The organism is Achromobacter colocynthidis (genome assembly GCF_057334535.1).
This window is the reverse complement of sequence record NZ_JBHFIZ010000002.1, coordinates 105,953-129,579: the sequence shown is the minus strand read 5'-3', so window position 1 is coordinate 129,579 and position 23,627 is coordinate 105,953. Positions and strand designations below refer to the sequence as shown.

Genomic DNA, 23,627 nt, shown 5'->3' with positions numbered 1-23,627 from the left:
GCCCCCGGCAAAGCGATCTTTACTTGTTGCGGAACATGTTGCGGGCAAGGATGTTGATGCCCAGCACCAGCAGCGTAATCAGCGTGGCCCCGGCCCAGGCCAGGTCGTTCCAGTCCTTGAAGGGGCTGGCGGCGTATTGGTAGATCACGACCGGCAGGTTGGCCATCGGCGCGTTCATGTTGAACGACATGAACTGGTTGGATAGCGCCGTGAACAGCAGCGGCGCGGTCTCGCCCGAGATCCGGGCAATGGCCAGCAGCACGCCGGTGATGATGCCGGTCTTGGCGGCGCGATAGCACACCAGCGTGATCATGCGCCACTTGGGACAACCCAGCGCGGCTGCGGCTTCGCGCAGGCTGTTGGGCACCAACATCAGCATGTTGTCGGTGGTGCGCACCACCACCGGAATCACCAGGATGGACAACGCCAGCGCGCCGGCCCAACCCGAGTAATGCCCCACCTGCGCCACATACACGGCATAGATGAACAGGCCGATGATGATGGACGGCGCCGACAGCAGCACGTCATTCAAAAACCGCGTGGCGGGCGCGAGCCAGCCGCGATGGCCGTATTCAGCCAGGTAGGTGCCCGCCAGGATGCCGACCGGCGTACCGATCAGCGTGCCCACGCCGGCCATCACCACGCTGCCGAAAATAGCGTTGATCAGGCCACCCGTTTGGCCGGGCGGCGGGGTGATCTCGGTGAACAGCGTGTAGGACAGCGCGGGGGCGCCGCGGGTCAGCAGGGTCAGAATGATCCAGAACAGCCAGAACAGCCCGAACACCAGCGTGGTCAGGGACACCGCCAGCATGATGCGGTTGACCACGCGGCGCCGGCGGTAAATGCCATTCTGCATATTGAGTACGGATACAGCCATGATCTTTTCCTTGTGCTCGCGGCGCGTCAGGATTTCTTGCCTTCGCCGACGGACAGGCGAACCAGCAGCACTTTGGCCAGGGCCAGCACGATCGTCGTGATCAGGAACAGGATCAAGCCCAGCTCCAGCAACGCCGACTTCTGAATGCCGCCCGCTTCATTGAATTCGTTGGCCAGCGCCGAGGCGATCGAGTTGCCCGGTGAAAACAGCGACCCCGACCACTTGAAGGCGTTGCCGATCACGAACGTGACGGCCATCGTCTCGCCCAATGCCCGGCCCAGGCCCAGCATGATGCCGCCGATGACGCCCGACTTGGTGAAGGGCAGCACCACGCGCCACATGACTTCCCAGGTTGTGCTGCCCAAGCCGTAGGCCGATTCCTTCAACATGGCCGGCACCAGCTCGAACACGTCGCGCATCACGGCGGCGATGAACGGGATGATCATGATCGACAGGATCAGGCCGGCGGTGAAGATACCGATGCCAAACGGCGGCCCCGCGAACAGGCCGCCGATGATGGGCACGTTGCCCAGGGTGGCGATCAGGAACGGCTGCACATACTGCTGGAACACGGGCACGAAGACGAACAAGCCCCACATGCCGTAGATGATGGACGGAATCGCCGCCAGCATTTCCACGGCCGTGCCCAAGGGACGACGCAGCCAGGTCGGCGACAGTTCGGTCAGGAAGATGGCGATGCCGAACGAAACCGGCACGGCGATGATCAAGGCGATGGCCGAGGTCAGCAGCGTGCCGATGATGGGCACCACGGCGCCGTAGTTCTGGTTGACGGGATCCCAGTCGTTCAGCCACAGGAACGACAGGCCATACTTGGCCAGCGATTCGCGGCTGCCGTAGATCAGGGATACAAGAATGGCCGCCAGCAAAATGAACACCAGGAAGGCGAACAGGCGGGTCAGATTCTTGAATAGCGCATCCATCAGCGCGTTTTTATTTTGCTTCATAGGCGAAGGCGTGCCGGTAGTCACGGAGTCCGCCACGCTGGGCGAAAGCGGCACACTATTATCCATTACCGCGCTCATGGATGGACTTTCCTTAGGTAACCTGGGAAAAAAACGGGAGGTCTTGCTGCAGGCCGCCCCTTCATTCTGACGGGCAGAATTCAGGGGCGGCTGCTTGATGGGTTATGCGCGGCGTAGGGCAGCTTTCTTGTTGCGGCCCTCTCGCGCTACACCCATCCTACTTCCAGACGGGGGTGCCGTCGGCGGCTTTGACTTCGCCCCAGGCGGCGCGGATTTCCTTGGTCACGGCTTCCGGCAGCGGCACGTAGTCCAGGGCCTCGGCCGACTTGGCGCCGTTCTTGAACGCCCAGTCAAAGAAGTCCAGCACGGCCTTGCCTTGCGCCGGCTTGGCTTGCGACTTGTGGATCAGGATGAAGGTGGCTGCCGTAACGGGCCACGAATCGGCGCCCGGTTCGTTGGTCAGGACCACGCCCATGCCCGGTGCGCTCTTCCAGTCGGCGTTGGCGGCCGCGGCGGCGAATGCCTTCTGCTCGGGCTGGACGAACTTGCCGTCCTTGTTCTGCAGTTGCGTCCAGGCCAGCTTGTTCTGCTTGGCGTAGGCGTATTCCACATAGCCGATCGAGTTCTTCAACTGGCCCACGTAGGCGGCAACGCCTTCGTTGCCCTTACCGCCTTGGCCGGTGGGCCACTTGACGGCCTTGCCTTCACCGACTTGCGACTTCCAGTCAGCCGAGACCTTGGACAGGTAGTTGGTCCAGCCGAAGGTCGTGCCCGAGCCATCCGAACGGTGAACAACGATGATGTCGGCCGAAGGCAGCTTCAGGTCGGGGTTCAGTGCCTTGATGGCGCTGTCGTCCCACTTCTTGATCTTGCCCAGGAAGATGTCGGCCAGCACGGTGCCCGACAGCTTCAGCTTGCCCGGCTCAATGCCGTCGACGTTCACGACCGCGACGGTGCCGCCGATCACGGCGGGGAACTGCAGCAGACCGTTCTTTTCCAGGTCAGCCGCCTTCATGGGATCGTCCGAAGCGCCGAAATCGACGGTCTTGGCGATGATCTGTTGCTGGCCGCCGCCCGAACCGATGGACTGGTAGTTGATCGCGTTGTTGGTGGCTGCCTTGTAGTCCGACGCCCACTTGGCGTAGACCGGGTACGGGAACGATGCGCCGGCGCCGGTCACATTGGCGGCTTGCACGGCAAATACAGCGGCGCTCAGCGCGACGCCCACGGAAACTTGTTTGAAGACACGTTTGAACATCTGGGTTCCTTCAGTGCTTGTTGGAGAAGTCGTATCAGGCTTTTCTTTGCTGCCTGTCTTTCAGCGACCTTCGCATCTTAGGGGCCCAACGTGACAGGATAGTGACAGTCACATACGGTTCATGTTGCCCTGTCTCCAACCCCGGAAAAACCTGTGGCCGCCCGGCGAACCAAGGCGGCCACAGTATTTTGGGGACGCACCCCAACAAGCAAACGGTCGGCTTATACGCCCAGTTTCTGCATCAGGTATTGGTGCAAATTGAAGGGTTCGCGGCGGCTCTTCACCCGGGCATAGTCGCCATCCGGCTTCTGCTGCCACGCCAGTTGGTTGTCGCGCAGCGCGTAGGTAAACGCTTCGTCGATCACCCGCTTTTTCAGGGTCTTGTCGTAGATCGGGAACGCTATTTCCACCCGACGGAAGAAGTTCCGGTCCATCCAGTCGGCCGAAGACAGATAGACCGTTTCCTCGCCGTCCGCATAGAAATAGAACACCCGCGAGTGCTCCAGGAAGCGGCCCACGATGGACCGCACGCGGATGTTTTCGGATAGCCCGGACACGCCGGCGCGCAACGCACACACCCCGCGCACGATCAGGTCGATCTTGACCCCGGCCTGGCTGGCCTTGTAGAGCTCTTCGATCACCTGCTCTTCCAGCAGCGAATTCATCTTGGCCATGATGCGCGCGCGCTTGCCCGCCTTGGCCGCCCGCGCCTCGGCACGGATCAGCGCCACCATGCCGTCATGCATGGTGAACGGCGACTGCATCAGCGCCTTGAGCGAGCGGCGCGCGCCCAGCCCGGTCAACTGCGCGAACACCTTGTCCATGTCCTCGCACAGCTTCGGGTCGGCGGTCAGCAGGCCAAAGTCGGTGTACAGGCGCGCGGTGCGGGGGTGATAGTTGCCGGTGCCCAGGTGCGCATAACGGCGCAAACGCCCTTTTTCGCGGCGCAGCACCACGGCCATCTTGGCGTGCGTCTTGTGGGCCACGACGCCATACACGACGTGCGCGCCCACCTCTTCCAGCTTGGACGCCCAGTTGATGTTGGTCTGCTCGTCGAAGCGCGCCATCAACTCCACCACCACCGTCACTTCCTTGCCGGCCCGCGCGGCGGCCAGCAGGATTTTCATCAGCTCGGAATCTTCGCCCGTGCGGTAGATGGTCTGCTTGATGGCCATGACGTCGGGGTCCAGCGCCGCGGCGGTCAGGAAATCAATAACGGGCTGGAACGACTGGTAGGGGTGGTGCAGCAGGCGGTCCTGCGCGGCCACGGCCTCGAACAGGTCTTGCGGCTTGTCGCCCACCTTGTCGAACGGCGCGGGCACGGGCGCGCGGTATTCCGGAAACAGCAGATCGGGCCGCAGGTCGGAATTGCACAACTGCATCAGGCGCGACAGGTTCACGGGGCCTGGCACGCGGTAGGTGTCTTCGGCCTTCAGCGAGAATTCGCGCTGCAGGAAAGTTTCGAGTTCGACGGGGGTGAGCTTGTCGATTTCCAGACGCACCGCGGCGCCGAAATTACGTTGCGACAACTCGCCTTGCAAGGCGTGGCGCAGGTTGGTGACTTCTTCCTCGTCCACGAACAGGTCGCTGTTGCGCGTGACGCGCCACTGGTAGCAGCCCAGCATTTCCAGTCCGGGGAACAGTTCGCCCACAAAGGCACGCAGCAAGGACGTCAGCAGAATGAAGCCTTCCGGGTGGCCGGACAGCTCGGGCGGCATCTTGATCAGGCGCGGCAGGGCGCGCGGCGCCTGCACCACGGCAATCGAGGCCTGCCGGCCGAAGGCGTCGGCGCCCGACAGCGACACAATGAAGTTCAGGCTCTTGTTGTAGACGCGGGGAAACGGATGCGCCGGGTCCAGCCCGATGGGGGTCAGCAGCGGCATCACATCGCGGTTGAACACCTGGCGCGCCCACTCCTGCTGCTCGGCGTTCCATTCGGACGCGTGATGCAGGGTGATGCCCTCTGCCTGCATGGCGGGCAGGATGTCGTCGTTAAGCAGGTTGTATTGCCGCGCCACCAGGGCGTGCACGGCATGCTGGACGTTTTCAAAGGCCTGATCCGGCGTCATCCCGTCGGGGCCCACCAGGTTGGGCGACTGAAGCTGCTGCTCTTTCAGGCTGGAAATCCGGATTTCGAAGAACTCATCCAGATTGGAACTGACGATACACACGTAACGCAGCCGCTCCAGCAGCGGTGTCGTCGGATTTTCCGCCATCGCCAGCACGCGCTCGTTGAATTTGAGCAGCGACAATTCACGATTCATGAGCAAAGGCTCGCCAGGCGGGCGTGTGGGCATACCGGATTCCATACGTTGGGAGGAGCGTGGAGTTTTACTGCAAAAAAGTGACGGTTCTATGACATAACGACAAAACCGTAGCGTACGTCAAAAGCGGGACGTATAGCGCATGCCTTGATTTCGCCAAGCCCATGATCCATAAGCGAAAACCCGTATCCAAGGGCACTGTCACATGGGGTCTCTATAATCAGGCCACCTCAAAGCCTATATTACGAGCCGCATGGATCAACTTCTGGCCGCGGTGGACCTCGGGTCCAACAGCTTCCGCCTCTCTATCGGACGCATCGTTCAACAAGACGGTACGCCCCAGATCTACCAGATCGATCGTCTCAAGGAAACCGTTCGGCTTGCCGCCGGACTGGACGCCGAGAAACGCCTGGGCGACGACGCGATCGAACGCGCCATCGCCGTGCTTGAGCGTTTTGGCGCCCGCCTGCGCAGCTTCCACCCCAACCGGGTGCGCGCGGTCGCCACCAATACCTTCCGGGTGGCGCGCAACACGCGCGACTTCCTGCCCCGCGCCGAAGCGGCGCTGGGCTTTCCCATTGAAGTCATCGCGGGCCGCGAAGAAGCCCGCTTGATCTTTTCGGGCGTGGTTCACACGCTGCCCCCGTCGCCCAACAAGCGCCTGGTCATCGACATCGGTGGCGGGTCCACCGAAGTCATCATCGGCAAGGGGCACGAGCCGGGCCTGATGTCGTCGTTGTACATGGGTTGCGTCAGCTACAGCCGTCAGTTCTTCTCTGACGGCGTGGTGGACGCGCACCAGATGAAGCAGGCTGAATTGGCGGCACGGCGTGAAATTGAAGTCATCGCCAAGCAGTACCGCAAGATGGGCTGGAAGGAAGCCTATGGCTCCTCCGGCACCGCCAAGGCGCTGTTCGCCATCCTGACCGAAAGCCGCTTTTCCGACCGCGGCATTACGCGCGCCGGTCTGGCCAAGCTGAAAGACCGCATCGTGCGCTCGGGCCGCGTCATCCCGTCCGAGCTGCCCGGCATCAAGATCGAGCGTTCCGATGTGCTGCCCGGCGGGCTGGCCATCATGAGCGCCCTGTTCGACGAATTGGGCATCGACGTCATGCACACCGGCGACGGCGCGCTGCGCCTTGGCGTGCTGTATGACCTGCTGGGCCGCGACGACGAACACGACAAGCGCGACGAATCCGTGCGCCAGTTCATGAAGCGCTACCACGTGGACGTGAATCAGGCGCGCCGCGTGCGCCATGCCGCGCTGACGCTGTTTGACGCGATGTTCCCCGAAGGCCAGGAACGCGCAGAACTGCGCCCGGCGCTGGGCTGGGCGGCGGACCTGCACGAAGTGGGCGTGTCGATTGCGCACAATGCGTATCACAAGCACACCGCCTACGTGCTGGAAAACGCCGACATGCCGGGCTTCTCGCGGGCCGACCAGCAACTGCTGGCGCTGTTGGCGCTGGGCCACCAGGGCAAGCTGACCAAGCTGGAACCGCTGATCCGCACCCGGGCGCAATGGAAAGCCATCCTGAGCCTGCGCCTGGCCGTGCTGCTGTTCCGCCGCCGTGGCGAAATCGAACCCTTGCCGCTGACCGCGTCGGTACGCGAAAGCTCCATCGTCGTGCGCGTCAACCGCGACTGGCTGACCCAGCACCCCTTGAGCGACTTCACGCTGCGCGCCGAAGAAGCGGAATGGAACAAGGTGGGCTTTTCGTTCGAACTGCTGGAGTTCTGATTTCGGCGTCGTCGCGCCTACGCAAGGCGCCGACGGCGCGCGTGGCGCAGACGGCACAGACGAAAAAAAGCGGGTGATGGCGGCAACGCCCTCACCGGCTTTTACGTTCTTATGTGCTTAATCTGGAGACAGATCTGTCTGCCGGTGCAACTGCCTGAGCTCAAGACGGATAGGCCGCGTGGCCCGCCGTATCAGCCTGATTTTCATACGGCGGAGCAAGCGGCGCATGATGATCAGCGCTGGCCGTTGACGGCCGTCGGTTGGTCCAGGCCGAAGTGGCGGCGGTAGCGTTCGTCCATCCGCTCCATCTTCAGCAACACCGGGAAGTCGGCGGCATTGAAATCCGGATCCCAGGCGGGTTCGCCACAGACCCTGGCCCCCAGCTTCAGGTAGCCCTTGATCAGTGGCGGAACGCGGGCCGGCAAGGTGCTGTTCAACTTTTCCACCGGGTAGCGGTGCAGCGGGGTAACACTGGGCTCGCCGGCCTGTGGCAGCTTCGGCATGATGGTGCGCCAGACTTCGGCGGCGGTAACGCCATCGTCCCGCAGGCTGACACTGGCGCAGCCCAACACGTATTCGTAGCCGCCGCGCCGCAGGTATTCCGTCAGGCCCGACCACAACAGCATGATCACCCCGCCGTTGCGGTAGTCGGAATGGGTGCACGACCGGCCCACTTCAACCAGCTGGTCGCGAATGGGGCCCAGCCCGGAAAGATCAAACTCTGATTGCGCGTAATAGCCGCCCGCTTCTCGCGCCTTTTCAGGAGTCAAGATTCGATACGTGCCAACGACGCGACCTGTATCCATTTCGCGCACCATCAGGTGTTCGCAAAAGGGGTCGAAGCGGTCCTGCTCAATGCCGTCAAGCGCGTCGGGAAACACCGCGCCCATGTCCTCGGTGAAGACGTCGTAGCGCAGACGCTGGATCTGCTCGATTTCTTCAGCCGTGCGCGCCAGGCCCACCGCCAACACTTTTGGAGCGTTGCCCTTCCAGGGTTCTGCGGGATTACGGCTTGGGGTGGTGCGTGCTAATTCAAGCATTGCGCGAAGCTCCTAGAGAGTCCAGTCAGTTTGGACGCCCTGTATGTCAAAGACTTGACCGATATGTTACGTGACTATGAAGTTTAGTTCGGAGGAGATAGGTCGATTTAGGGCAAATCTCGACAAAACTTTACAAAGCAATACTTACTAAAAATGCACAAAAGCCACCCACCGCTAAGCGGTGCGTGGCTTTCGGGTACACAGTCAGGAGGCCGGGCTTAAGCCAAGCTGGCGGCAAGCTTCTCTGCGCAGGAAACAGCAAGCGATTCATCTTCCGCTTCGACCATCAAGCGCAGCTTGGGTTCAGTACCCGAAGCGCGGATCAGGATGCGGCCGCGGCCGTTCAGTTCCGCTTCGACAGCTTCGCGCGCGGCAGTCAGACCGGCGTGAGTCTTCCAGTCCTGGCCGGGCGTCAACGGCACGTTGATCATCTTCTGCGGATACATGCGCAGATCGCGCACCCATTGCGCCATCGTCTCGCCGCTGCGGCGCAGGGCGGTCAGCACCTGCAAGGCGGCGATGATGCCATCGCCCGTGGAATGGCAATCCAGGCACAGCAGATGGCCGGAGCTTTCACCGCCGTACTGCCAGCCGCGCGCCTGCATTTGCTCCAGCACGTAGCGGTCGCCCACGTTGGCGCGCTCGAAGCCTACGCCCAGGCGCTTCATCTCGCGCTCGAAGCCGAAATTGGTCATCAGCGTACCGACCACGCCGTCAACCTTGCCGCGCTGCATGCGCTCGCGCACGATGGCGTACAGCAACTCGTCGCCGTTATAGATGCGGCCTTCGCCGTCCACAACCTGCAGGCGGTCGGCGTCGCCGTCCAGGGCGATGCCCAGGTGCGCACCACGGGCCTGCACTTCCTTGGCCAGTGATTCGGGGTGCAACGCGCCCACGCCCTTGTTGATATTGAAGCCGTCCGGATGCACGCCGATGGCATGCACCTCGGCGCCCAGCTCGCGGAATACGTGCGGGGCGATGTTGTAGGCGGCGCCGTGCGCGGCGTCCACAACGATCTTCATCCCGTTCAGGTCCAGATCGTTGGGGAAGGTGCTCTTGCAGAACTCGATATAGCGGCCTTGCGAGTCCGACATGCGGCGGGCGCGGCCCAAGCCTTCGGAACTGACGCAACCCAGCGGCTCGTCCAGCGCGGCTTCGATCGCGGCTTCGATGTCGTCGGGCAGCTTCATGCCCTGCGCCGAGAAGAACTTGATGCCGTTGTCCTGATACGGATTGTGCGAGGCGCTGATGACGATGCCCGCCACCAAACGCAACGCCCGGGTCAGATAGGCCACGGCCGGCGTCGGGATGGGGCCGGCCAGCAGCACGTCGATACCGGCGGCGGACAAGCCGGCTTCCAGGGCGGATTCCAGCATGTAGCCCGAAATGCGCGTGTCCTTGCCAATGACGACCTGCGGGCGGCTGCCACCGCGCACGGCGTGTTCGCGCGCCAGCACCCGGCCGGCGGCATAACCTAGGCGCAGCGCGAATTCGGCGTTGATCACCGGACCGCCGACTTCACCACGCACCCCATCGGTGCCGAAATACTTGCGTTGACTCATGAACTGATAGCTCCTTGTTCAGCCGCATGCCATACCTTAAGGGCATCCACGGTGGCGGCAACATCGTGCACACGCACGATGGAGGCGCCCCGGGACACGCAGGCAAGCGCTGCGGCGATGCTGCCGGGCAGCCGGTCGCCGACCGGTCGGCCAGTGGCCTGCCCGATCATGTTCTTGCGCGACAGGCCGATCAGCAATGGATAACCGGTGCTGCGCAAGCTGGACAAGCGGCGCAGCAATTGGAAGTTTTGGTCCGCCGTCTTGCCGAACCCGAACCCCGGGTCCAGCACGATGCGGCGAGGGTCAACCCAGGCCGCGCGCAGCTTCTGCGCGCGAGATCCCAGGAAGAGTCCAATTTCACCGATCAGGTCGGTGTACTCGGGGGGCAAGGCCTGCATGGTACGAGGCTCGCCTTTCATGTGCATTACGCACAGCCCGCAGCGCGATTGCGCCACCGCCTCGACGGCGCCGGGCTGGCGAAAGCCATAGATGTCGTTGATCATGTCGGCGCCCGCGTCCAGCGTGGCGCGCATGACTTCCGGCTTGAAGGTGTCGATGGATAACGGCACGCCGCAATCGCGCAACGCCTCGATCACGGGCAACAGGCGGTCAAGCTCATCGGCCACGGAAACCGGATCGGCTCCAGGGCGTGTGGACTCACCGCCCAGATCCAGGATCTGCGCGCCCTCTTCGATCAACTGGCGCGCGTGCGCCACCGCGGAATCCGTATCGTCGTGCTGGCCGCCGTCGGAAAACGAATCCGGCGTGACATTGACGATACCCATGACAAGCGGGCGCTCGAGATCAAACTCGAAGCGCCCACAAAGGAAGTTATTTGCCATAACTCAGGACAAAAAACCTCAGACTGCTGCAGCCGTGCTGCCGTCAGCCGCCAGACCTGTGCTGGGGGGCGGCGTGTCGGTGGAATCCGACGGGCCTTGCGGCGTTTTCGGGGGACGCGGAGGACGGCCCTCGATGATGTCGTTGATCTGGTCGGCGTCGATGGTTTCCCATTCGAGCAGCGCGGACGTCATCACTTCGACCTTGTCGCGGTTGTTTTCCAGGATCTTGCGCGCGACTTGGTATTGCTCGTCGATGATGCGGCGGATCTCGGTGTCCACCTTCTGCATGGTGGCTTCGGACATGTGCGTCGTCTTGGTGACGCTGCGGCCCAGGAAGACTTCGCCTTCGTTCTCGGCGTAGACCATGGGGCCCAGTTCGTCCGTCATGCCGTAGCGGGTGACGATGTCGCGGGCGATGGCGGTGGCGCGTTCGAAGTCGTTCGAGGCGCCCGTGGTCATCTGGTCCATGAACAATTCTTCGGCGATACGGCCACCAAACAGCACGGCGATGGTCGACAGCAGACGGCCCTTGTCCATGCTGTAGCGGTCGGTCTCGGGCAACTGCATCGTCACGCCCAGCGCACGGCCGCGCGGGATGATGGTGACCTTGTGGACCGGGTCGGTCTTGGGCAGCATGCGGGCAACGATGGCGTGGCCGGATTCGTGGTACGCGGTGTTCTTGCGTTCCTCTTCGGGCATGACGATCGAGCGGCGCTCGGCGCCCATGATGATCTTGTCCTTGGCCTTTTCGAAGTCGGACATATCCACCGTGCGGCCATTGCGGCGCGCGGCGAACAAGGCGGCTTCGTTGACCAGGTTGGCCAGGTCGGCGCCCGAAAAACCGGGGCAGCCGCGCGCCAGGATGGTCGCGTCGACGTTAGGCGACAGCGGAACCTTGCGCATATGGACTTTCAGGATCTGCTCGCGGCCACGGATATCGGGCAGCGGCACCACGACCTGACGGTCGAAACGACCAGGTCGCAGCAGCGCCGGGTCCAGCACGTCGGGACGGTTGGTTGCGGCGATCACGATGACGCCCTGGCCGGATTCGAAGCCGTCCATTTCAACCAGCATCTGGTTCAGGGTCTGTTCGCGTTCGTCGTTACCGCCACCCAGGCCGGCGCCACGCTGACGGCCCACGGCATCAATTTCATCGATGAAGATGATGCAAGGCGCGTGCTTCTTGGCGTTTTCGAACATGTCGCGGACACGGGCCGCGCCCACGCCGACGAACATTTCAACGAAGTCCGAACCCGAGATGCTGAAAAACGGCACCTTGGCTTCACCGGCGATGGCCTTGGCCAGCAGCGTCTTGCCGGTACCGGGCGAGCCCACCATCAGCACGCCGCGCGGAATGCGGCCGCCAAGCTTTTGGAACTTGCTGGGGTCGCGCAGGAAATCGACCAGTTCCTGGACGTCTTCCTTCGCTTCATCGCAGCCAGCGACGTCGGCAAAGGTGATTTGGTTGGTGTTTTCGTCGAGCATGCGAGCGCGCGATTTGCCGAAGCTGAATGCGCCGCCCTTCCCGCCGCCCTGCATCTGTCGCATGAAGAATACCCACACGCCGATCAACAGCAGCATGGGGAACCACGACACGAAGATGCTCATCAACAGCGACTGCTCTTCGCGCGGCTTGCCCGAAACCTGGACGCCATACTTCAGCAGATCGGAAACCATCCAGAGGTCGCCCGGCGAAGTCAGCGTATAGGCGCGGCCCGCGTCCGGGGTGACGTACAGCACATCGCCCTGAACGTCGACCTTGCGGATACGTCCCGCCTTGGCGTCGTCCATGAACTGCGTGTAGCTCACGCCGTCCTGGGTCTGAGCGCGTCCGTCGAACTGTTTGAAGACGGTGAACAGCACCAGGGCTATCACCATCCAAACAGCGACTTTCGAAAATGAATTATTCAAGGTCGATCTCCTGCTTTTGATTCCGACCAGCAACCGCGCACCCGCGTATGGCACGGTCACAAGTATGTCAATAGCCCATTCTACCCTGTTGGACCCAACTGCGTCCTGGGATCCCTGGGGTCCGTGTAGTTACGTCTGGTTTGTCGTTATGGTGGTCGTTGTCTCGGCAAGCAGGTCAGCTTTCAGGGGTTCGGGGCAACATGCCCCGGCCCGGGTTATTTCAGATCGCGCGCCACCAGAAAGGTTTCAGAGGATTTATCCCGCGAGGCCTTCGGCTTGCGCTCGACCACCCGCTTGAAGTGCTGTTTGAAGGACTGCACGATCTGCGAAAATCCGCTGCCGTGGAAGGCCTTGACGATCAGCGCCCCGTTGGGCTTGAGGTGGGCGCGGGAAAACTCCATCGCCAGCTCGCACACATGCTGAATACGAGCGGAGTCGGCGCTACCCACGCCTGACAAGTTGGGGGCCATATCCGAGATTACAAGGTCCACGGTGCGAGATCCGACCATGTCTTCCAATTGTTTCAGAACGTCATCGTCGCGAAAGTCGCCCTGGATGAATTCCACCCCGGCCACCGGCTCCATCGGGAGCAGATCCAGCGCGATAATACGTCCGTCCACGATGCCGCCCGGGCCGGCCAGGCGCTCGCGCGCCACTTGGGACCAACTGCCGGGCGCCGAGCCTAGATCGATGACCAGGTCGCCCCGGCGCATCAGCTTTTCGGTGTCCAGGATCTCGATCAGCTTGAAGGCGGCGCGGGCGCGATAGCCCTTCTGTTGCGCCAGCTTCACATAGGGATCGTTGATGTGCTGGTGAATCCAGTCTTTAGAGAATTTATTCTTGGCCATTACCGTACAATTCCACGCATGCCTATATTAGAACTTACCTCTCGTGAGCGCAGCGACCTTCGCTCCGCCGCTCACCCTCTGCGCCCCGTCGTCCTGATTGGCGACAATGGCCTGACCGAAGCCGTGCTCAAGGAAATTGACCTGGCACTGGCTTCCCACGGCCTCATCAAGGTGCGCGCCGGCGGCGATGACCGCGAGGCCCGCGAGACCATGTTGTCGACCATTTGCGACACTCTGTCTTGCGCCCCGGTGCACCATCTGGGCAAGACCCTGATTCTTTTCCGCCCGCTGGCCGGCAACATCAAGCCCGCCGCCCTGGCAGCGATGGAGCCCGAGGCTCCCGCCAAGCGCCGCGCTTCCGAGCCGTACACGCCGAAGAAGCTGGCCGCCGAAGGCAAGACCCTGTCCAAGCGTCCGCGCCGCAGCGAGTCCGAAGAGCCTAAGCCGGCCAAGGCGCGTTTCGTGCCGCAAGACCAACTGAACAAGAACGGCAAACCGATGCGCCCCAGCAACAAGCGGGCTACCGCCAGCGGCCACGGTATTCCGCGCCGCGCCGGCAGCGCGCTCAGCCTGCGCGCCGGTGCACGCAGCGGCACCAGCCGCAAGACGTCGAAAAGCTAAGGCCGGGCACAAAAACGGGCGCCTGACGCGCCCGGTCCACCATAGCGATCCGCGCGGTTTCCGCGGACACTCAGCCTGAATCAGGCTTCGAGCTATGGCGTTTTGACAGTTTACCGCTAAGGCGAGCGCGTTAGATGTAACGCACGCCCAGAACTTCGTATTCGCGAACGCCGGCCGGGGCCTTGACCTCGACCACATCGCCTTCGCTCTTGCCGATCAGCGCGCGCGCCACCGGACTGGACACGGAAATCAGGTTGGCCTTGATGTCGGCCTCGACGTCGCCCACGATCTGGTACGTGACGCGGTCACCGGAATCCAGGTCTTCGATGTCGACGGTTGCGCCGAACACGGCACGGCCCTCGGCGTCCAAAGAGGTGGGGTCGATCAGGTGGGCATTGGAAAGCGTGCCTTCAAGTTCGGCAATCCGGCCTTCGATAAAGCCTTGGCGCTCGCGAGCAGCGTCATATTCGGCGTTTTCCGACAGATCACCCTGCGCTCGCGCTTCGGCGATGGCATTGATAACGGCAGGGCGTTCCACGGTTTTCAGCCGCTGGAGCTCTTCTTGCAAGCGCTCGGCCCCGCGCACGGTCAAAGGAATGGCAGACATGTCGTTTCCCAAACAAAAAGTAGAAAACGCCCCGAAGGGAGCGTTCTCGGTGAAGGTCGTTACCGGGGCGCGCACCTGCCATCGGAACAAGAATCAAAGCGAGGCAAGCGGCGCGGTCGACCAAAACAAAACCCCGGCTCGGGTCGGAACCGGGGCAATCAAAGTCATATTGTGGGCAAAGTCCCTCGGAATTGCAAGCCACCGCGGAAAACGTGCTTTTGCACGGTTTTCGCTGCTGTAACCCGCGAAAACCGGCTATTTCCTCAACAATTTCCAGATACGGCGGCGGCCCCCGGCAAGGGACACCCGCCCCGCGTTGCTGAAAAGATACTTTTCAATAGTATTTTGTCATTTTGACCAGTGGCGGAGGCCAAAACGGCCCGATTCATGCCGAAACAGGCTTCCTGCGACGCAACAAGGCGTACAAGATGATGGCCCCGAATGTAGCGGTGCCGATGCCGCCCAGCATGAAGTCGCCGATCTTGATGGTGAAGTCGCCCGCCCCCATCACCAACGTGACCGCGGCCACGATCAGGTTGCGGTTATCGCTGAAGTCGACCTGGTTCACCACCCAGATGCGCGCACCCGCAATCGCGATCAAACCAAACACCACGACCGACATGCCGCCCAGAACCGGGCCGGGAATCGTCTGGATCAGCGCGCCGAACTTGGGCGAAAAGCCCAGCACGATGGCGATCAGCGCAGCCACCACGAAGACCAGCGTGGAATAGATGCGTGTCACCGCCATCACGCCGATGTTCTCGGCGTAGGTGGTGACGCCCGTGCCACCGACCGCGCCCGACACCATGGTCGCCACGCCGTCGCCGACGAAGGCGCGACCCAGGTAGCGGTCCAGGTCCCGGCCCGTCATGGCGCTGACCGCCTTCACGTGGCCCAGGTTTTCCGCGACCAGGATGATGGCGACCGGCACGATCAAGCCCATGGCCTCGGCCTTGAAGACGGGTGCCGCGAAATGCGGCAGGCCGATCCAGGCGGCGGTGGCCACGCCCGAAAAATCGATGGGCTTGCCCAGGCCCATGCCATTGGCCAGCACCGCGTAGACCACGCAGGCGAGGATCAGGCCGACCAGGATCAGCAAGCGTTGGACCATGCCTTTCGTGTAGACGGCGATGCCGCCGACGCAGACGATGGTGACCAACGCCATGAACGTGTCGAAGCCTGACGCGCCCATGGCGCCCTTGGCCGCGATGGGCGCCAGGTTCAGGCCGATCACCGCCACCACGGCGCCCGTGACGACGGGCGGCATCAGCGCATCGATCCAATTGGCGCCGCTACCCGAACGGGCGTTGGCGATCCAGACGATCACGCCGATCAAGGTATAGGCCAGGCCGCAGGCGATGATGGCGCCCAGCGCCACGCCAATATTGGCGTTTGCCCCGCCCCCCGCATACCCGGTCACCGCGATCACGCCGCCGATGAAGGCGAAGCTGGATCCCAGGTAGCTGGGCACGCGACCGCCGACGAACAGGAAGAAGATCAGCGTGCCGATGCCGGACATGAGGATCGCCACGTTGGGATCGAACCCCATCAGCAGCGGCGCCAGCACCGTCGAGCCGAACATGGCCACCACGTGCTGCGCGCCCATCGCCACATTCTTTGGCCAGGACAGCCTTTCATCAGGCGCGATGATGACGCCGGGTTCGGCATCGTCCGCCAGGCGCCAACGCGGAAAGTACGAATTCGACATAAATATCCCAAATAAGGGGTTGGATGAGCGGGCGCCAGTGTAAAGGGGGCTGCGAAGGGGCGGCAACGTTTAAGTATGGCTCGCGCGATGCCGTACTTAGGGAAACCCCGGAAATCCAAGGGGACCCCGAAGTACCACCCGGCAGCAGGAGACATCATGGCTATCAATTCCATCGGCGGCACATCCCGAATCGGCAGCTTGGCCGAGCTGTGGGCCCAGAAGATTCAGGCCAACAAAGAAGCGAAGGAATCCGCCGGTGCGGAGGCGACGACCGTTACGCCCGACGGCAAGATCCGGGTCAACAACCCCGGGGCGGCGGGCATTGGCGGCGCCACGGCTAGCGAAGAGACCGACAACGACGACGAGTTCACCCGCCAGATCAAAATGCTGCAAAAGCAGCTCAAGCGCATCATGGACCAGATTGCCAAGGTGCAGGCCAGCGGCATGTCGGACGAGATGAAAGCGCAGCAGTTGCAGTCGCTGAACGCCCAGGCCATGCAGATTCAAGGCCAGATCCAGCAGGTATTGATTCAGCAGGCCAAGGCGGCCATGGCCAGCGGCGTGTCCGCCACGGCATAAGCGCCACAGCCCCGCCGGCCGGGCGCCGCCACCAGGGCGCCCGCGCTGATGAGGCGCATCAAAATTTCTGATTGGACGCATAGCAGACCGGACATTACTGTCTCCAGACAAATTAAAACTACGGAGACAAACCATGCATGCAATGCGCACAGCCCTTGCAGGAGCCCTGCTGGCCGTTTGCTCGGCCCCTGCCCTGGCCGGCACCGTCACGGTGATCACGTCGTTCCCGAAAGATCTGACTCAGGCCTACAAGACCGCGTTCGAAAAGGCCAACCCCGGCATCACGCTGGAAATCCTGAACAAGAACACCGTGTCCGGCATTGCGTACGTGCGCGAAACCCCCGCGGGCCAACGCCCCGAGGTGTTCTGGGCCAGCGCGCCCGACGCCTTCGAAGTGCTGGGCCGCGACAAACTGCTGGCCAAGTCTTCCGACGTGGCCAACAAGGACGTGCCGGACAAGATCGGCAACTATCCCATCAATGACCCGTCCGGCATGTACCTGGGCCAGGCGTTGGCGGGATACGGCATCGTCTACAACACGCGCTACATTGCCGCGCACAAGCTTGCCGCGCCGGTGGAATGGAAGGATTTGCTGTCGCCCAAGTGGTTTGGGCATGTCGGCATCACCTCGCCCTCGCGGTCGGGCACGATGCACCTGACGGTCGAAACCATTTTGCAAGGCGAAGGCTGGGATGATGGCTGGAACACGCTGCTGCGCATGTCGGGCAACAGCAGCGCCATTACGGAACGGTCCTTCGGCGTGCCCGACGGCGTGAACAACGGCCAGTTCGGCGCCGGCCCGGTCATCGACTTCTTTGGCCTGTCCAGCAAGTATTCCAAGTTCCCGGTGGAATTCGTCTACCCCTCCGAGACGGCCATCGTGCCGGCCAACATCGCGCTGATCGATGGCGCGAAGAACAGCGAGGAAGGCAAGAAGTTCATTGCCTTCACGCTTAGCCAGGCGGGCCAGGAACTGCTGCTGCAACCCAAGATCTCGCGCCTGCCCGTGCTGCCGTACTCGGCCTTGGCCGGCAAGATTCCGCCCGGCTACCCGGACCCCGCCGACATCGCCAAGCGCAGCAAGGTGCAGTTCAACGCCGACCTGTCGCAAAGCCGCTATTACGTCGTGCAATCGCTGTACGACCAGACCATCACGTTCCGCCTGAAGGAATTGCAAGCCGCCACCAAGGCGATCTATGACGCCGAGGCCAAGCTGGGCGACAAAGCCAAGAGCGGGCGCGCCGCCGAGCTGCTGGGGCAGGCGCGCAAGCTGGCGTGGGCGCCGCTTATCGATGGCAAGAAGGCCGCCGACCCGGCGTTCCTGGCGGTCTTCGCGGGCAACAAGAAAGACGCCTCGGTGAACCAGCAGATCACCCAGTTGGAAGGCGAGTGGAACGGCCGCGCTCGGGCGAACTACGAAGAAGCCGTGAAGCTGGCCAGAGAGGCTGCGTCACTCTAAGCCACACGTCGCAAGGCGCGTGCGGTGGGCACGACAACATGCCCCCGCCGCGCGGGCAATCCCCTGGCAACACATTCGGGAATCTCGATGACTTCTTCGGGCCACTCACGCCTGCCCGCCGGCCCCGTATTGACGGCGCTGCTGGTGTTCGGCTTTCTGCTGCTTTTTCTTGCCGTGCCCGTGGGCACGGTGTTCTACAGCGCTTTCGTAAACGCCGACGGCAGCTTCACGATGGGCCACTTCGGCGCGTTCTTCAACCAGCCATTGATGCAGGAAGCGTTCTTCAACAGCCTGTACGTGGCGGGCTGGTCTGCACTGCTGGCGTCCCTGATCGCCGTGCCGCTGGCGTACTTCACGGTGCGCTTCGATTTCCGGGGCGCGCTGATCATCCAGACGCTGGGCGTGCTGCCGCTGATCATGCCGCCCTTCGTGGGCGCGGTGGCGATGCAGCTGATCTTCGGACGATCGGGCAGCGTCAACCTGCTGCTGAACGACTGGTTCGGCGTCACGATTCCGTTCATGGAAGGCTTGAACGGCGTCATCTTCGTTGAAGCCCTGCACTACTTCCCCTTCATCCTGATGAACCTGGTGGTGGCGCTGCGCAACATAGACGGCGCCATGGAGGAAGCCGCGTTCAACCTGGGTTCGCGCGGGTTCCGCCTGTTCCGCCGTGTGATCTTTCCCTTGGCCCTGCCCGGCTATGTGGCGGGCGCGTCGCTGGTGTTCGTCAAGGTGTTCGACGACCTGGGCACGCCGCTGGTGCTGGGCACCACCAACATGCTGGCGCCGCAAGCGTACCTGCGCATTACGCAGGTGGGCCTGGAAGACCCGCTGGGCTATGTGATCAGCGTGATCATGATTGCGTTTTCGATCCTGGCGTTGTGGCTGTCGGCGCGCGTGCTCAAGGGGCGTGATTACTCCACGCTGCAAAAGGGCGGCAATTCGATCCAGAAGCGCAAGCTGGGGCCGATGGAAAGCGTGCTGGCCTACGGCTGGATCATCCTGGTGCTGATGTTGGTGCTGTCGCCGCACATGGGCGTGCTGCTGCTGTCGCTAGCCAGCGTCTGGAGCTATGCGCCGCTGCCCGACGGCTACACGCTGGCGCATTATTCGGCGGTGTTTTCCGAGTCGCAGGGCATGATCGCCAACACGCTGCTTTATTGCGGGCTGGCGGCGGGCGTGGATGTGATCATTGGCACCGCCATCGCCTACCTGATGCTGCGCACCCGGCTGCCGGCGCGCCAGTGGCTGGATTTCATGGCCTCCGCCGCCCTGGCGATACCCGGCATCGTGCTGGCCATCGGCTTCTTGCGCACGTTCCGCGGGATCGAGCTTCCCGGAACCGGCACGCTGCTGACCTCGTCGTGGATCATCATCATGATTGCGTATTCGGTCAGGCGCTTGCCGTACGCGCTGCGATCTTGCGTGGCGTCCTTGCAGCAGATCAATGTGTCGCTGGAGGAAGCCGCGCAATCACTGGGCGCGACGCGCATGAGCACGATCCGCCGCGTAGTGGTGCCGTTGATGGCGGGCGGCATGCTGGCGGGCTTCGTGACCAGCTTCGTGACGGCGGCGGTCGAGCTTTCGGCCACCATCATGCTGGTCACCAAGGACAGCCAGGCGCCCATGAGCTACGGCATCTATCTGTATATGCAAAGCGCGGCGGGCCGGGGGCCGGGGGCCGCGCTGGGCGTGCTGGCGGTGGCCGCGGTGGCCATCGGCACGTATGTATCGCACCTGCTGGTGGAGCGCGCGCAGTCGCGCCAGCGTCCGGCACGCACTGAAGGGGAATCCGCATGAAGAAAGTCAGCGTAGAGTGCCGCAACATCCGACTGTCGTATGGCACGACCGAAGTGCTGAAGGATGTGAACATCCACGTCGAGCCGGGGGAGTTCTTCGCGTTGCTGGGGCCGTCCGGTTCGGGCAAATCGACGCTGTTGCGGCTGATTGCCGGTTTCAACCGGCACAGCGCGGGCCAGTTGCTGGTGGATGGCAAGGACATCAGCGGCACGCCGCCCTGGAACCGCAACATCGGCATGGTGTTCCAGAACTATGCGTTGTGGCCGCACATGTCGGTCTGGGACAACGTGGCGTTCGGCCTGGTCGAACGCAAGCTGCCCCGCGCCGAGATCCGCGCCAAGGTCGAAGCCGCGCTCGAACTGGTGGGACTGTCGCAGTTTGGCAAGCGCCGGCCCAATCAGTTGTCGGGCGGGCAGCAGCAGCGCGTGGCGCTGGCCCGAACCATCGTCATCGAACCGCAGGTGCTGCTGCTGGATGAACCGCTATCAAACCTGGACAAGAAGCTGCGCGTGCAGATGCGCCAAGACCTGCTCAGCCTGCAACGCCGGCTGGGCATCACCACCATTTTCGTCACGCACGACCAGGAAGAAGCCATGACCACGGCTGACCGCATGGCGGTGCTGGACCATGGGGTGGTGCAGCAGATTGGCGCGCCCAGCACGCTGTTCGACTATCCGGTGAACCGCTTCGTGGCCAACTTCGTGGGCACGATGAACGTGCTGGAAGGCGATGTGCGCGAACGCACCAGCGGCAGCGTCGTGCTGGCGGTGCCGGGCGTGGGTGACCTGCATCTGCCGCTGACGGCCGAAGCGCCCGCCGCAAGCCGCCTGGCGGCCAGCTTCCGGCCGCACACCGTACAGATTGAAATGGCGGATGGCCTGGGCGATGCGCGCTATGTGTGGCTGCCGGGCATTGTGGAAAGCAGCGAGTTCCTGGGCGAATTCACGCGCTATCAGGTGTTGATCGGTGAGCAGCGCCTGACGGCCGACCAGTCACATCTGGCGGGGCTGTCGCCCTTTCCTGCCGGCGCGCCGGTTTCCATTGGACTGGAGCCCACCCAGGTACGGCTGTTGGCGGCCTAAACTTGCCGCCATGGAAATCTATCAGATCCGCGCCTTCGTCACGGTTGCCCGGCTGGGCAACCTGACCAAGGCGGCCGAAGCGCTGTCCTTGACCCAGCCCGCCGTGACCGCGCAGATCAAGGCGCTGGAACAAAGCCTGGGCGTGGCTTTGTTCGACCGCAGCGGCGGACGGCTGGCGCTGGCCAAGGCGGGCGAGGTGCTGCTGCCCACGGCGGAATCGCTGCTGGTGCTGGGCGCGCAGTTCAAGTCAGAAGCACAGCAGTTGCAGGGCAGCCTGCATGGGGTCGTGGAACTGGGCGTGCCCAGCGAAAAGCCGGACTTCCTGCGCCTGGGTGAGCTGGCCTCGGCCGTGACGCAGCGCCTGCCTCTGGTGGAATTGAAGACCCAGACCCTGCCCACCGCCACGCTGGCCGAACAGGTCAGCACCGGCCGGCTGCCGGCCGCGCTGACCATCGCCGCCAACCCGCCGCGCGGGGTGCTGTGGCTGCCGTTGCGCAGCGTGCGCTATCGCATTGCCTTGCCGAAAGACCACGCCACGGCGCTCAAGCGCGGCGGCTGGCGCGAAGTGGCCCAGTTGCCGTGGCTGGACGGGCCGTCGGGCAGCCATACGCATCTGCTGCTGCGCGACATGTTCGAACGCCATGGCCTGACACCGCGCATCGTCATGCAAAACGATGACCAGGCCAACCTGGAGGCGCTGGTACGCGCCGGCGCGGGCTGCGCGCTGTTGCGCGAAGAGACCGCGCTGGCGGGCGCCGCCTCCAATGATTTCATCGTGTGGGGCCAAGCCCGCGCCGACGCCATGCTAGGCTTCATCCTGCCTTATGAGCGCGCTAGCGAGCCCGCGCTCGTCGCGTTAAGCTCGATCATTCATGCCATTTGGAAGCCGCGCGCGGTGATCGCGCCGGCCCAGCTTTGATGACCAAGCGTTGATTAACAAGCGTTGATCACCACGCTTTGCCCCACTCCCTGCCTTATTCCCCACTACGACCGTAATGACTGAAATCTGGTTCATCCGCCATGGCGAAACCGACTGGAACCGCCAGCGCCGCCTGCAAGGCTGGAAAGACATCCCCCTGAACGAATTCGGCGTCAACCAGGCCAGCCTGCTTGCCGCGCGCCTGCGCGACGAGGCCCGCGAAACGCCCATCCACGCCATCTACAGCAGCGACCTGCAACGCGCCCACGCCACGGCGGTGCCGGTATCCGAACAACTGGGTTTGCGCGTGCGGGTAGAGCCCGGCATCCGCGAGCGCGGCTTCGGCGTGCTGGAAGGGCTGGACCACGAACACATCGACGTGCAGGCGCCCGAAGCCGCCGCCGCCTGGAAAAGCCGCGACCCCCTGCGGCCGCTGGATGGCGGCGAAACGCTGGGCCAGTTCCAGTCGCGCGTCATTTCCACCGTGGACGACATCGCCAGCCGCCACGACGGCGAGCGCATCCTGATGTTCACGCACGGCGGCGTGCTGGACATCATCTGGCGCCATGCCTCGGGCGTGCCGCTAAACGGCGCGCGCGATGCCGCGCTGCTGAACGTCAGCATCAATCGCGTCGGCGTAGAGGGGCGTAAATGGGAAGTGCTGGATTGGGGCGACGTGGGCCACGTGGCCGATGAGGTCGGCGACGACGTGGTGCCGTAACGCACGCAACACGCATCACCCCACTTTGCGCGGCTTGCGTGGCGCGTTGCGCGCCAGCTTGTCGTACAGCGCGTTGGGCAGCAGGCGCATCAGCTTGGCCACCACGCCCATCTGCCACGGAATCACCGTATACGACGTGCCGCGTGCAATCGCCGCATGCGCGCGTTGTGCAAAGGCGTCCGCTTCCATCAAAAAGGGCATGGAATACGGGTTCTTCGCGGTCATGGCGGTCTTGATGTAGCCCGGGGCAATTGTCACCACCCGGATACCGTCAGCCGCCAATTCCAGACGCAGGCTTTCGCAATAGGTCACCACCGCCGATTTAGAGGCGCTGTAGGCGCCCGCGCCCGGCAGTCCGCGCACGCCCGCCACGCTGGCAATGCCCACCAGGCGGCCCGATCCGGCGGCGCGCATGGCGCCTACGAAGGGCTCGAAGGTGGCCACGGTGGCCAGCAAGTTGGTGTCCACGATGGCCTTGAAGACGTCGTAGTCCTCGCCGTGCTCGGTCAAGGTGCCCGCGCTGATGCCGGCGCTGGCGATGACGACATCCACCCTGCCCTGGCAAAACGCAATGAAATCGGCCGCCGCCGCATGCAGCGCGGCGCGGTCGCGCACGTCCACCGCGTAGCAACGATGCTCGCCCGGCAGGCTGTCGGCCAATTCGCGTAGCGCGTCTTCGCGCCGGCCCAAGAGACCCAGCGTGGCGCCCGATGCGGCGTACTGCTGCGCCAGGGCGCGACCCAGGCCACTGCTGGCGCCGGTGATGAAGACTCTGTTCATGGGATCGTCGTAAGCGGATAGGAAG

21 protein-coding genes are annotated in these 23,627 nt (G+C 63.3%); 9 read left to right on the top strand and 12 right to left on the bottom strand.

Annotation, left to right across the window (positions count from 1 at the left end; genetic code table 11):
• Positions 1-19: 19 nt before the first annotated feature.
• The 4 genes from pstA to ppk1 form a co-directional block, all read right to left on the bottom strand.
• Positions 20-877, bottom strand: a complete 858-nt coding sequence (gene pstA / locus ACE04A_RS00935; RefSeq protein WP_100854961.1) for a phosphate ABC transporter permease PstA — start codon at positions 875-877, stop codon at positions 20-22.
• Positions 878-903: 26 nt separating this feature from the next.
• Entirely contained in the window at positions 904-1,920 is a 1,017-nt protein-coding gene (gene pstC, locus ACE04A_RS00930) for a phosphate ABC transporter permease subunit PstC (RefSeq protein ID WP_100854960.1), read from the bottom strand.
• A gap of 157 nt (positions 1,921-2,077) precedes the next feature.
• Complete coding sequence (gene pstS / locus ACE04A_RS00925; RefSeq protein WP_100854959.1) at positions 2,078-3,118, bottom strand: phosphate ABC transporter substrate-binding protein PstS; 1,041 nt, start codon at positions 3,116-3,118, stop codon at positions 2,078-2,080.
• A 221-nt stretch (positions 3,119-3,339) separates the two neighbouring features.
• Positions 3,340-5,415, bottom strand: coding sequence for a polyphosphate kinase 1 (ppk1, locus tag ACE04A_RS00920; protein ID WP_259249345.1), 2,076 nt, complete (start codon positions 5,413-5,415; stop codon positions 3,340-3,342).
• Between the two features lie 220 nt (positions 5,416-5,635).
• On the opposite strand from ppk1, the gene ppx reads away from it, so the two are divergent.
• Complete coding sequence (gene ppx / locus ACE04A_RS00915) at positions 5,636-7,123, top strand: exopolyphosphatase (RefSeq protein WP_485819790.1); 1,488 nt, start codon at positions 5,636-5,638, stop codon at positions 7,121-7,123.
• A 233-nt stretch (positions 7,124-7,356) separates the two neighbouring features.
• Here ppx and ACE04A_RS00910 read toward each other — a convergent pair whose 3' ends face one another.
• The 5 genes from ACE04A_RS00910 to ACE04A_RS00890 form a co-directional block, all read right to left on the bottom strand.
• A complete protein-coding gene (locus ACE04A_RS00910; protein ID WP_259249347.1) occupies positions 7,357-8,163 on the bottom strand; it encodes a GNAT family N-acetyltransferase in 807 nt (268 codons plus the stop codon).
• Positions 8,164-8,381: 218 nt separating this feature from the next.
• Positions 8,382-9,725, bottom strand: coding sequence for a phosphoglucosamine mutase (gene glmM, locus ACE04A_RS00905; RefSeq protein ID WP_448717775.1), 1,344 nt, complete (start codon positions 9,723-9,725; stop codon positions 8,382-8,384).
• On the bottom strand, positions 9,722-10,567 hold the full coding sequence (folP, locus tag ACE04A_RS00900) for a dihydropteroate synthase (protein WP_448717774.1): 846 nt from the start codon (positions 10,565-10,567) through the stop codon (positions 9,722-9,724). Before folP ends, glmM begins: the two co-directional genes overlap by 4 nt.
• Before the next feature lie 18 nt (positions 10,568-10,585).
• Complete coding sequence (gene ftsH / locus ACE04A_RS00895; protein WP_100854954.1) at positions 10,586-12,478, bottom strand: ATP-dependent zinc metalloprotease FtsH; 1,893 nt, start codon at positions 12,476-12,478, stop codon at positions 10,586-10,588.
• A gap of 215 nt (positions 12,479-12,693) precedes the next feature.
• Positions 12,694-13,326 (bottom strand): RlmE family RNA methyltransferase, encoded by a 633-nt coding sequence (locus tag ACE04A_RS00890; RefSeq protein ID WP_448717773.1) that lies wholly within the window; start codon positions 13,324-13,326, stop codon positions 12,694-12,696.
• An 18-nt stretch (positions 13,327-13,344) separates the two neighbouring features.
• On the opposite strand from ACE04A_RS00890, the gene ACE04A_RS00885 reads away from it, so the two are divergent.
• Entirely contained in the window at positions 13,345-13,947 is a 603-nt protein-coding gene (locus tag ACE04A_RS00885) for a YhbY family RNA-binding protein (protein WP_100854952.1), read from the top strand.
• A gap of 130 nt (positions 13,948-14,077) precedes the next feature.
• Here the strand turns inward: ACE04A_RS00885 and greA are convergent, their stop codons facing one another.
• On the bottom strand, positions 14,078-14,554 hold the full coding sequence (gene greA, locus ACE04A_RS00880) for a transcription elongation factor GreA (protein ID WP_006221068.1): 477 nt from the start codon (positions 14,552-14,554) through the stop codon (positions 14,078-14,080).
• Between greA and ACE04A_RS00875 the strand changes: the two genes are divergently transcribed.
• Positions 14,553-14,795 (top strand): hypothetical protein, encoded by a 243-nt coding sequence (locus ACE04A_RS00875; RefSeq protein WP_259249350.1) that lies wholly within the window; start codon positions 14,553-14,555, stop codon positions 14,793-14,795. The genes greA and ACE04A_RS00875 overlap by 2 nt on opposite strands.
• Positions 14,796-14,939: 144 nt before the next feature.
• On the opposite strand, the gene ACE04A_RS00870 is transcribed toward ACE04A_RS00875, so the two are convergent.
• Positions 14,940-16,262, bottom strand: a complete 1,323-nt coding sequence (locus ACE04A_RS00870; RefSeq protein WP_050449038.1) for a solute carrier family 23 protein — start codon at positions 16,260-16,262, stop codon at positions 14,940-14,942.
• A 156-nt stretch (positions 16,263-16,418) separates the two neighbouring features.
• Here ACE04A_RS00870 and ACE04A_RS00865 point away from each other — a divergent pair, with 156 nt between their 5' ends.
• The 6 genes from ACE04A_RS00865 (at position 16,419) to ACE04A_RS00840 (ending at position 22,822) form a co-directional block, all read left to right on the top strand.
• Positions 16,419-16,841: a FlxA-like family protein gene (locus ACE04A_RS00865; RefSeq protein WP_259249351.1), complete on the top strand. Its 423-nt coding sequence runs from the start codon at positions 16,419-16,421 to the stop codon at positions 16,839-16,841.
• A 133-nt stretch (positions 16,842-16,974) separates the two neighbouring features.
• A complete protein-coding gene (locus tag ACE04A_RS00860) occupies positions 16,975-18,300 on the top strand; it encodes an ABC transporter substrate-binding protein (protein ID WP_448717772.1) in 1,326 nt (441 codons plus the stop codon).
• 87 nt (positions 18,301-18,387) lie between these two features.
• Entirely contained in the window at positions 18,388-20,100 is a 1,713-nt protein-coding gene (locus tag ACE04A_RS00855) for an ABC transporter permease (protein WP_448717771.1), read from the top strand.
• Positions 20,097-21,182, top strand: a complete 1,086-nt coding sequence (locus ACE04A_RS00850; RefSeq protein ID WP_259249354.1) for an ABC transporter ATP-binding protein — start codon at positions 20,097-20,099, stop codon at positions 21,180-21,182. The genes ACE04A_RS00855 and ACE04A_RS00850 overlap by 4 nt, the downstream gene beginning before the upstream one ends.
• 10 nt (positions 21,183-21,192) lie before the next feature.
• Positions 21,193-22,101 (top strand): LysR family transcriptional regulator, encoded by a 909-nt coding sequence (locus ACE04A_RS00845; RefSeq protein WP_485819789.1) that lies wholly within the window; start codon positions 21,193-21,195, stop codon positions 22,099-22,101.
• Between the two features lie 76 nt (positions 22,102-22,177).
• Positions 22,178-22,822 (top strand): histidine phosphatase family protein, encoded by a 645-nt coding sequence (locus ACE04A_RS00840; RefSeq protein ID WP_100854946.1) that lies wholly within the window; start codon positions 22,178-22,180, stop codon positions 22,820-22,822.
• Between the two features lie 15 nt (positions 22,823-22,837).
• Here the strand turns inward: ACE04A_RS00840 and ACE04A_RS00835 are convergent, their stop codons facing one another.
• Positions 22,838-23,602, bottom strand: a complete 765-nt coding sequence (locus ACE04A_RS00835) for an SDR family oxidoreductase (RefSeq protein WP_448717769.1) — start codon at positions 23,600-23,602, stop codon at positions 22,838-22,840.
• Positions 23,603-23,627: the final 25 nt, after the last annotated feature.

What these genes read in the sequence shown, in the direction of transcription:
- ACE04A_RS00885 (WP_100854952.1), top strand. Translation starts at nt 13,345, where the DNA reads ATGCCTATATTAGAACTTACCTCTCGTGAGCGCAGCGACCTTCGCTCC.
- ACE04A_RS00835 (WP_448717769.1), bottom strand. Translation starts at nt 23,602, where the DNA reads ATGAACAGAGTCTTCATCACCGGCGCCAGCAGTGGCCTGGGTCGCGCC.
- greA (WP_006221068.1), bottom strand. Translation starts at nt 14,554, where the DNA reads ATGTCTGCCATTCCTTTGACCGTGCGCGGGGCCGAGCGCTTGCAAGAA.
- ACE04A_RS00855 (WP_448717771.1), top strand. Translation starts at nt 18,388, where the DNA reads ATGACTTCTTCGGGCCACTCACGCCTGCCCGCCGGCCCCGTATTGACG.
- ACE04A_RS00875 (WP_259249350.1), top strand. Translation starts at nt 14,553, where the DNA reads ATGTCGTTTCCCAAACAAAAAGTAGAAAACGCCCCGAAGGGAGCGTTC.
- pstA (WP_100854961.1), bottom strand. Translation starts at nt 877, where the DNA reads ATGGCTGTATCCGTACTCAATATGCAGAATGGCATTTACCGCCGGCGC.
- ACE04A_RS00850 (WP_259249354.1), top strand. Translation starts at nt 20,097, where the DNA reads ATGAAGAAAGTCAGCGTAGAGTGCCGCAACATCCGACTGTCGTATGGC.
- ACE04A_RS00890 (WP_448717773.1), bottom strand. Translation starts at nt 13,326, where the DNA reads ATGGCCAAGAATAAATTCTCTAAAGACTGGATTCACCAGCACATCAAC.
- ppx (WP_485819790.1), top strand. Translation starts at nt 5,636, where the DNA reads ATGGATCAACTTCTGGCCGCGGTGGACCTCGGGTCCAACAGCTTCCGC.
- ACE04A_RS00845 (WP_485819789.1), top strand. Translation starts at nt 21,193, where the DNA reads ATGGAAATCTATCAGATCCGCGCCTTCGTCACGGTTGCCCGGCTGGGC.
- glmM (WP_448717775.1), bottom strand. Translation starts at nt 9,725, where the DNA reads ATGAGTCAACGCAAGTATTTCGGCACCGATGGGGTGCGTGGTGAAGTC.
- pstS (WP_100854959.1), bottom strand. Translation starts at nt 3,118, where the DNA reads ATGTTCAAACGTGTCTTCAAACAAGTTTCCGTGGGCGTCGCGCTGAGC.
- ACE04A_RS00860 (WP_448717772.1), top strand. Translation starts at nt 16,975, where the DNA reads ATGCATGCAATGCGCACAGCCCTTGCAGGAGCCCTGCTGGCCGTTTGC.
- pstC (WP_100854960.1), bottom strand. Translation starts at nt 1,920, where the DNA reads ATGAGCGCGGTAATGGATAATAGTGTGCCGCTTTCGCCCAGCGTGGCG.
- folP (WP_448717774.1), bottom strand. Translation starts at nt 10,567, where the DNA reads ATGGCAAATAACTTCCTTTGTGGGCGCTTCGAGTTTGATCTCGAGCGC.
- ACE04A_RS00865 (WP_259249351.1), top strand. Translation starts at nt 16,419, where the DNA reads ATGGCTATCAATTCCATCGGCGGCACATCCCGAATCGGCAGCTTGGCC.
- ACE04A_RS00840 (WP_100854946.1), top strand. Translation starts at nt 22,178, where the DNA reads ATGACTGAAATCTGGTTCATCCGCCATGGCGAAACCGACTGGAACCGC.
- ACE04A_RS00910 (WP_259249347.1), bottom strand. Translation starts at nt 8,163, where the DNA reads ATGCTTGAATTAGCACGCACCACCCCAAGCCGTAATCCCGCAGAACCC.
- ppk1 (WP_259249345.1), bottom strand. Translation starts at nt 5,415, where the DNA reads ATGCCCACACGCCCGCCTGGCGAGCCTTTGCTCATGAATCGTGAATTG.
- ACE04A_RS00870 (WP_050449038.1), bottom strand. Translation starts at nt 16,262, where the DNA reads ATGTCGAATTCGTACTTTCCGCGTTGGCGCCTGGCGGACGATGCCGAA.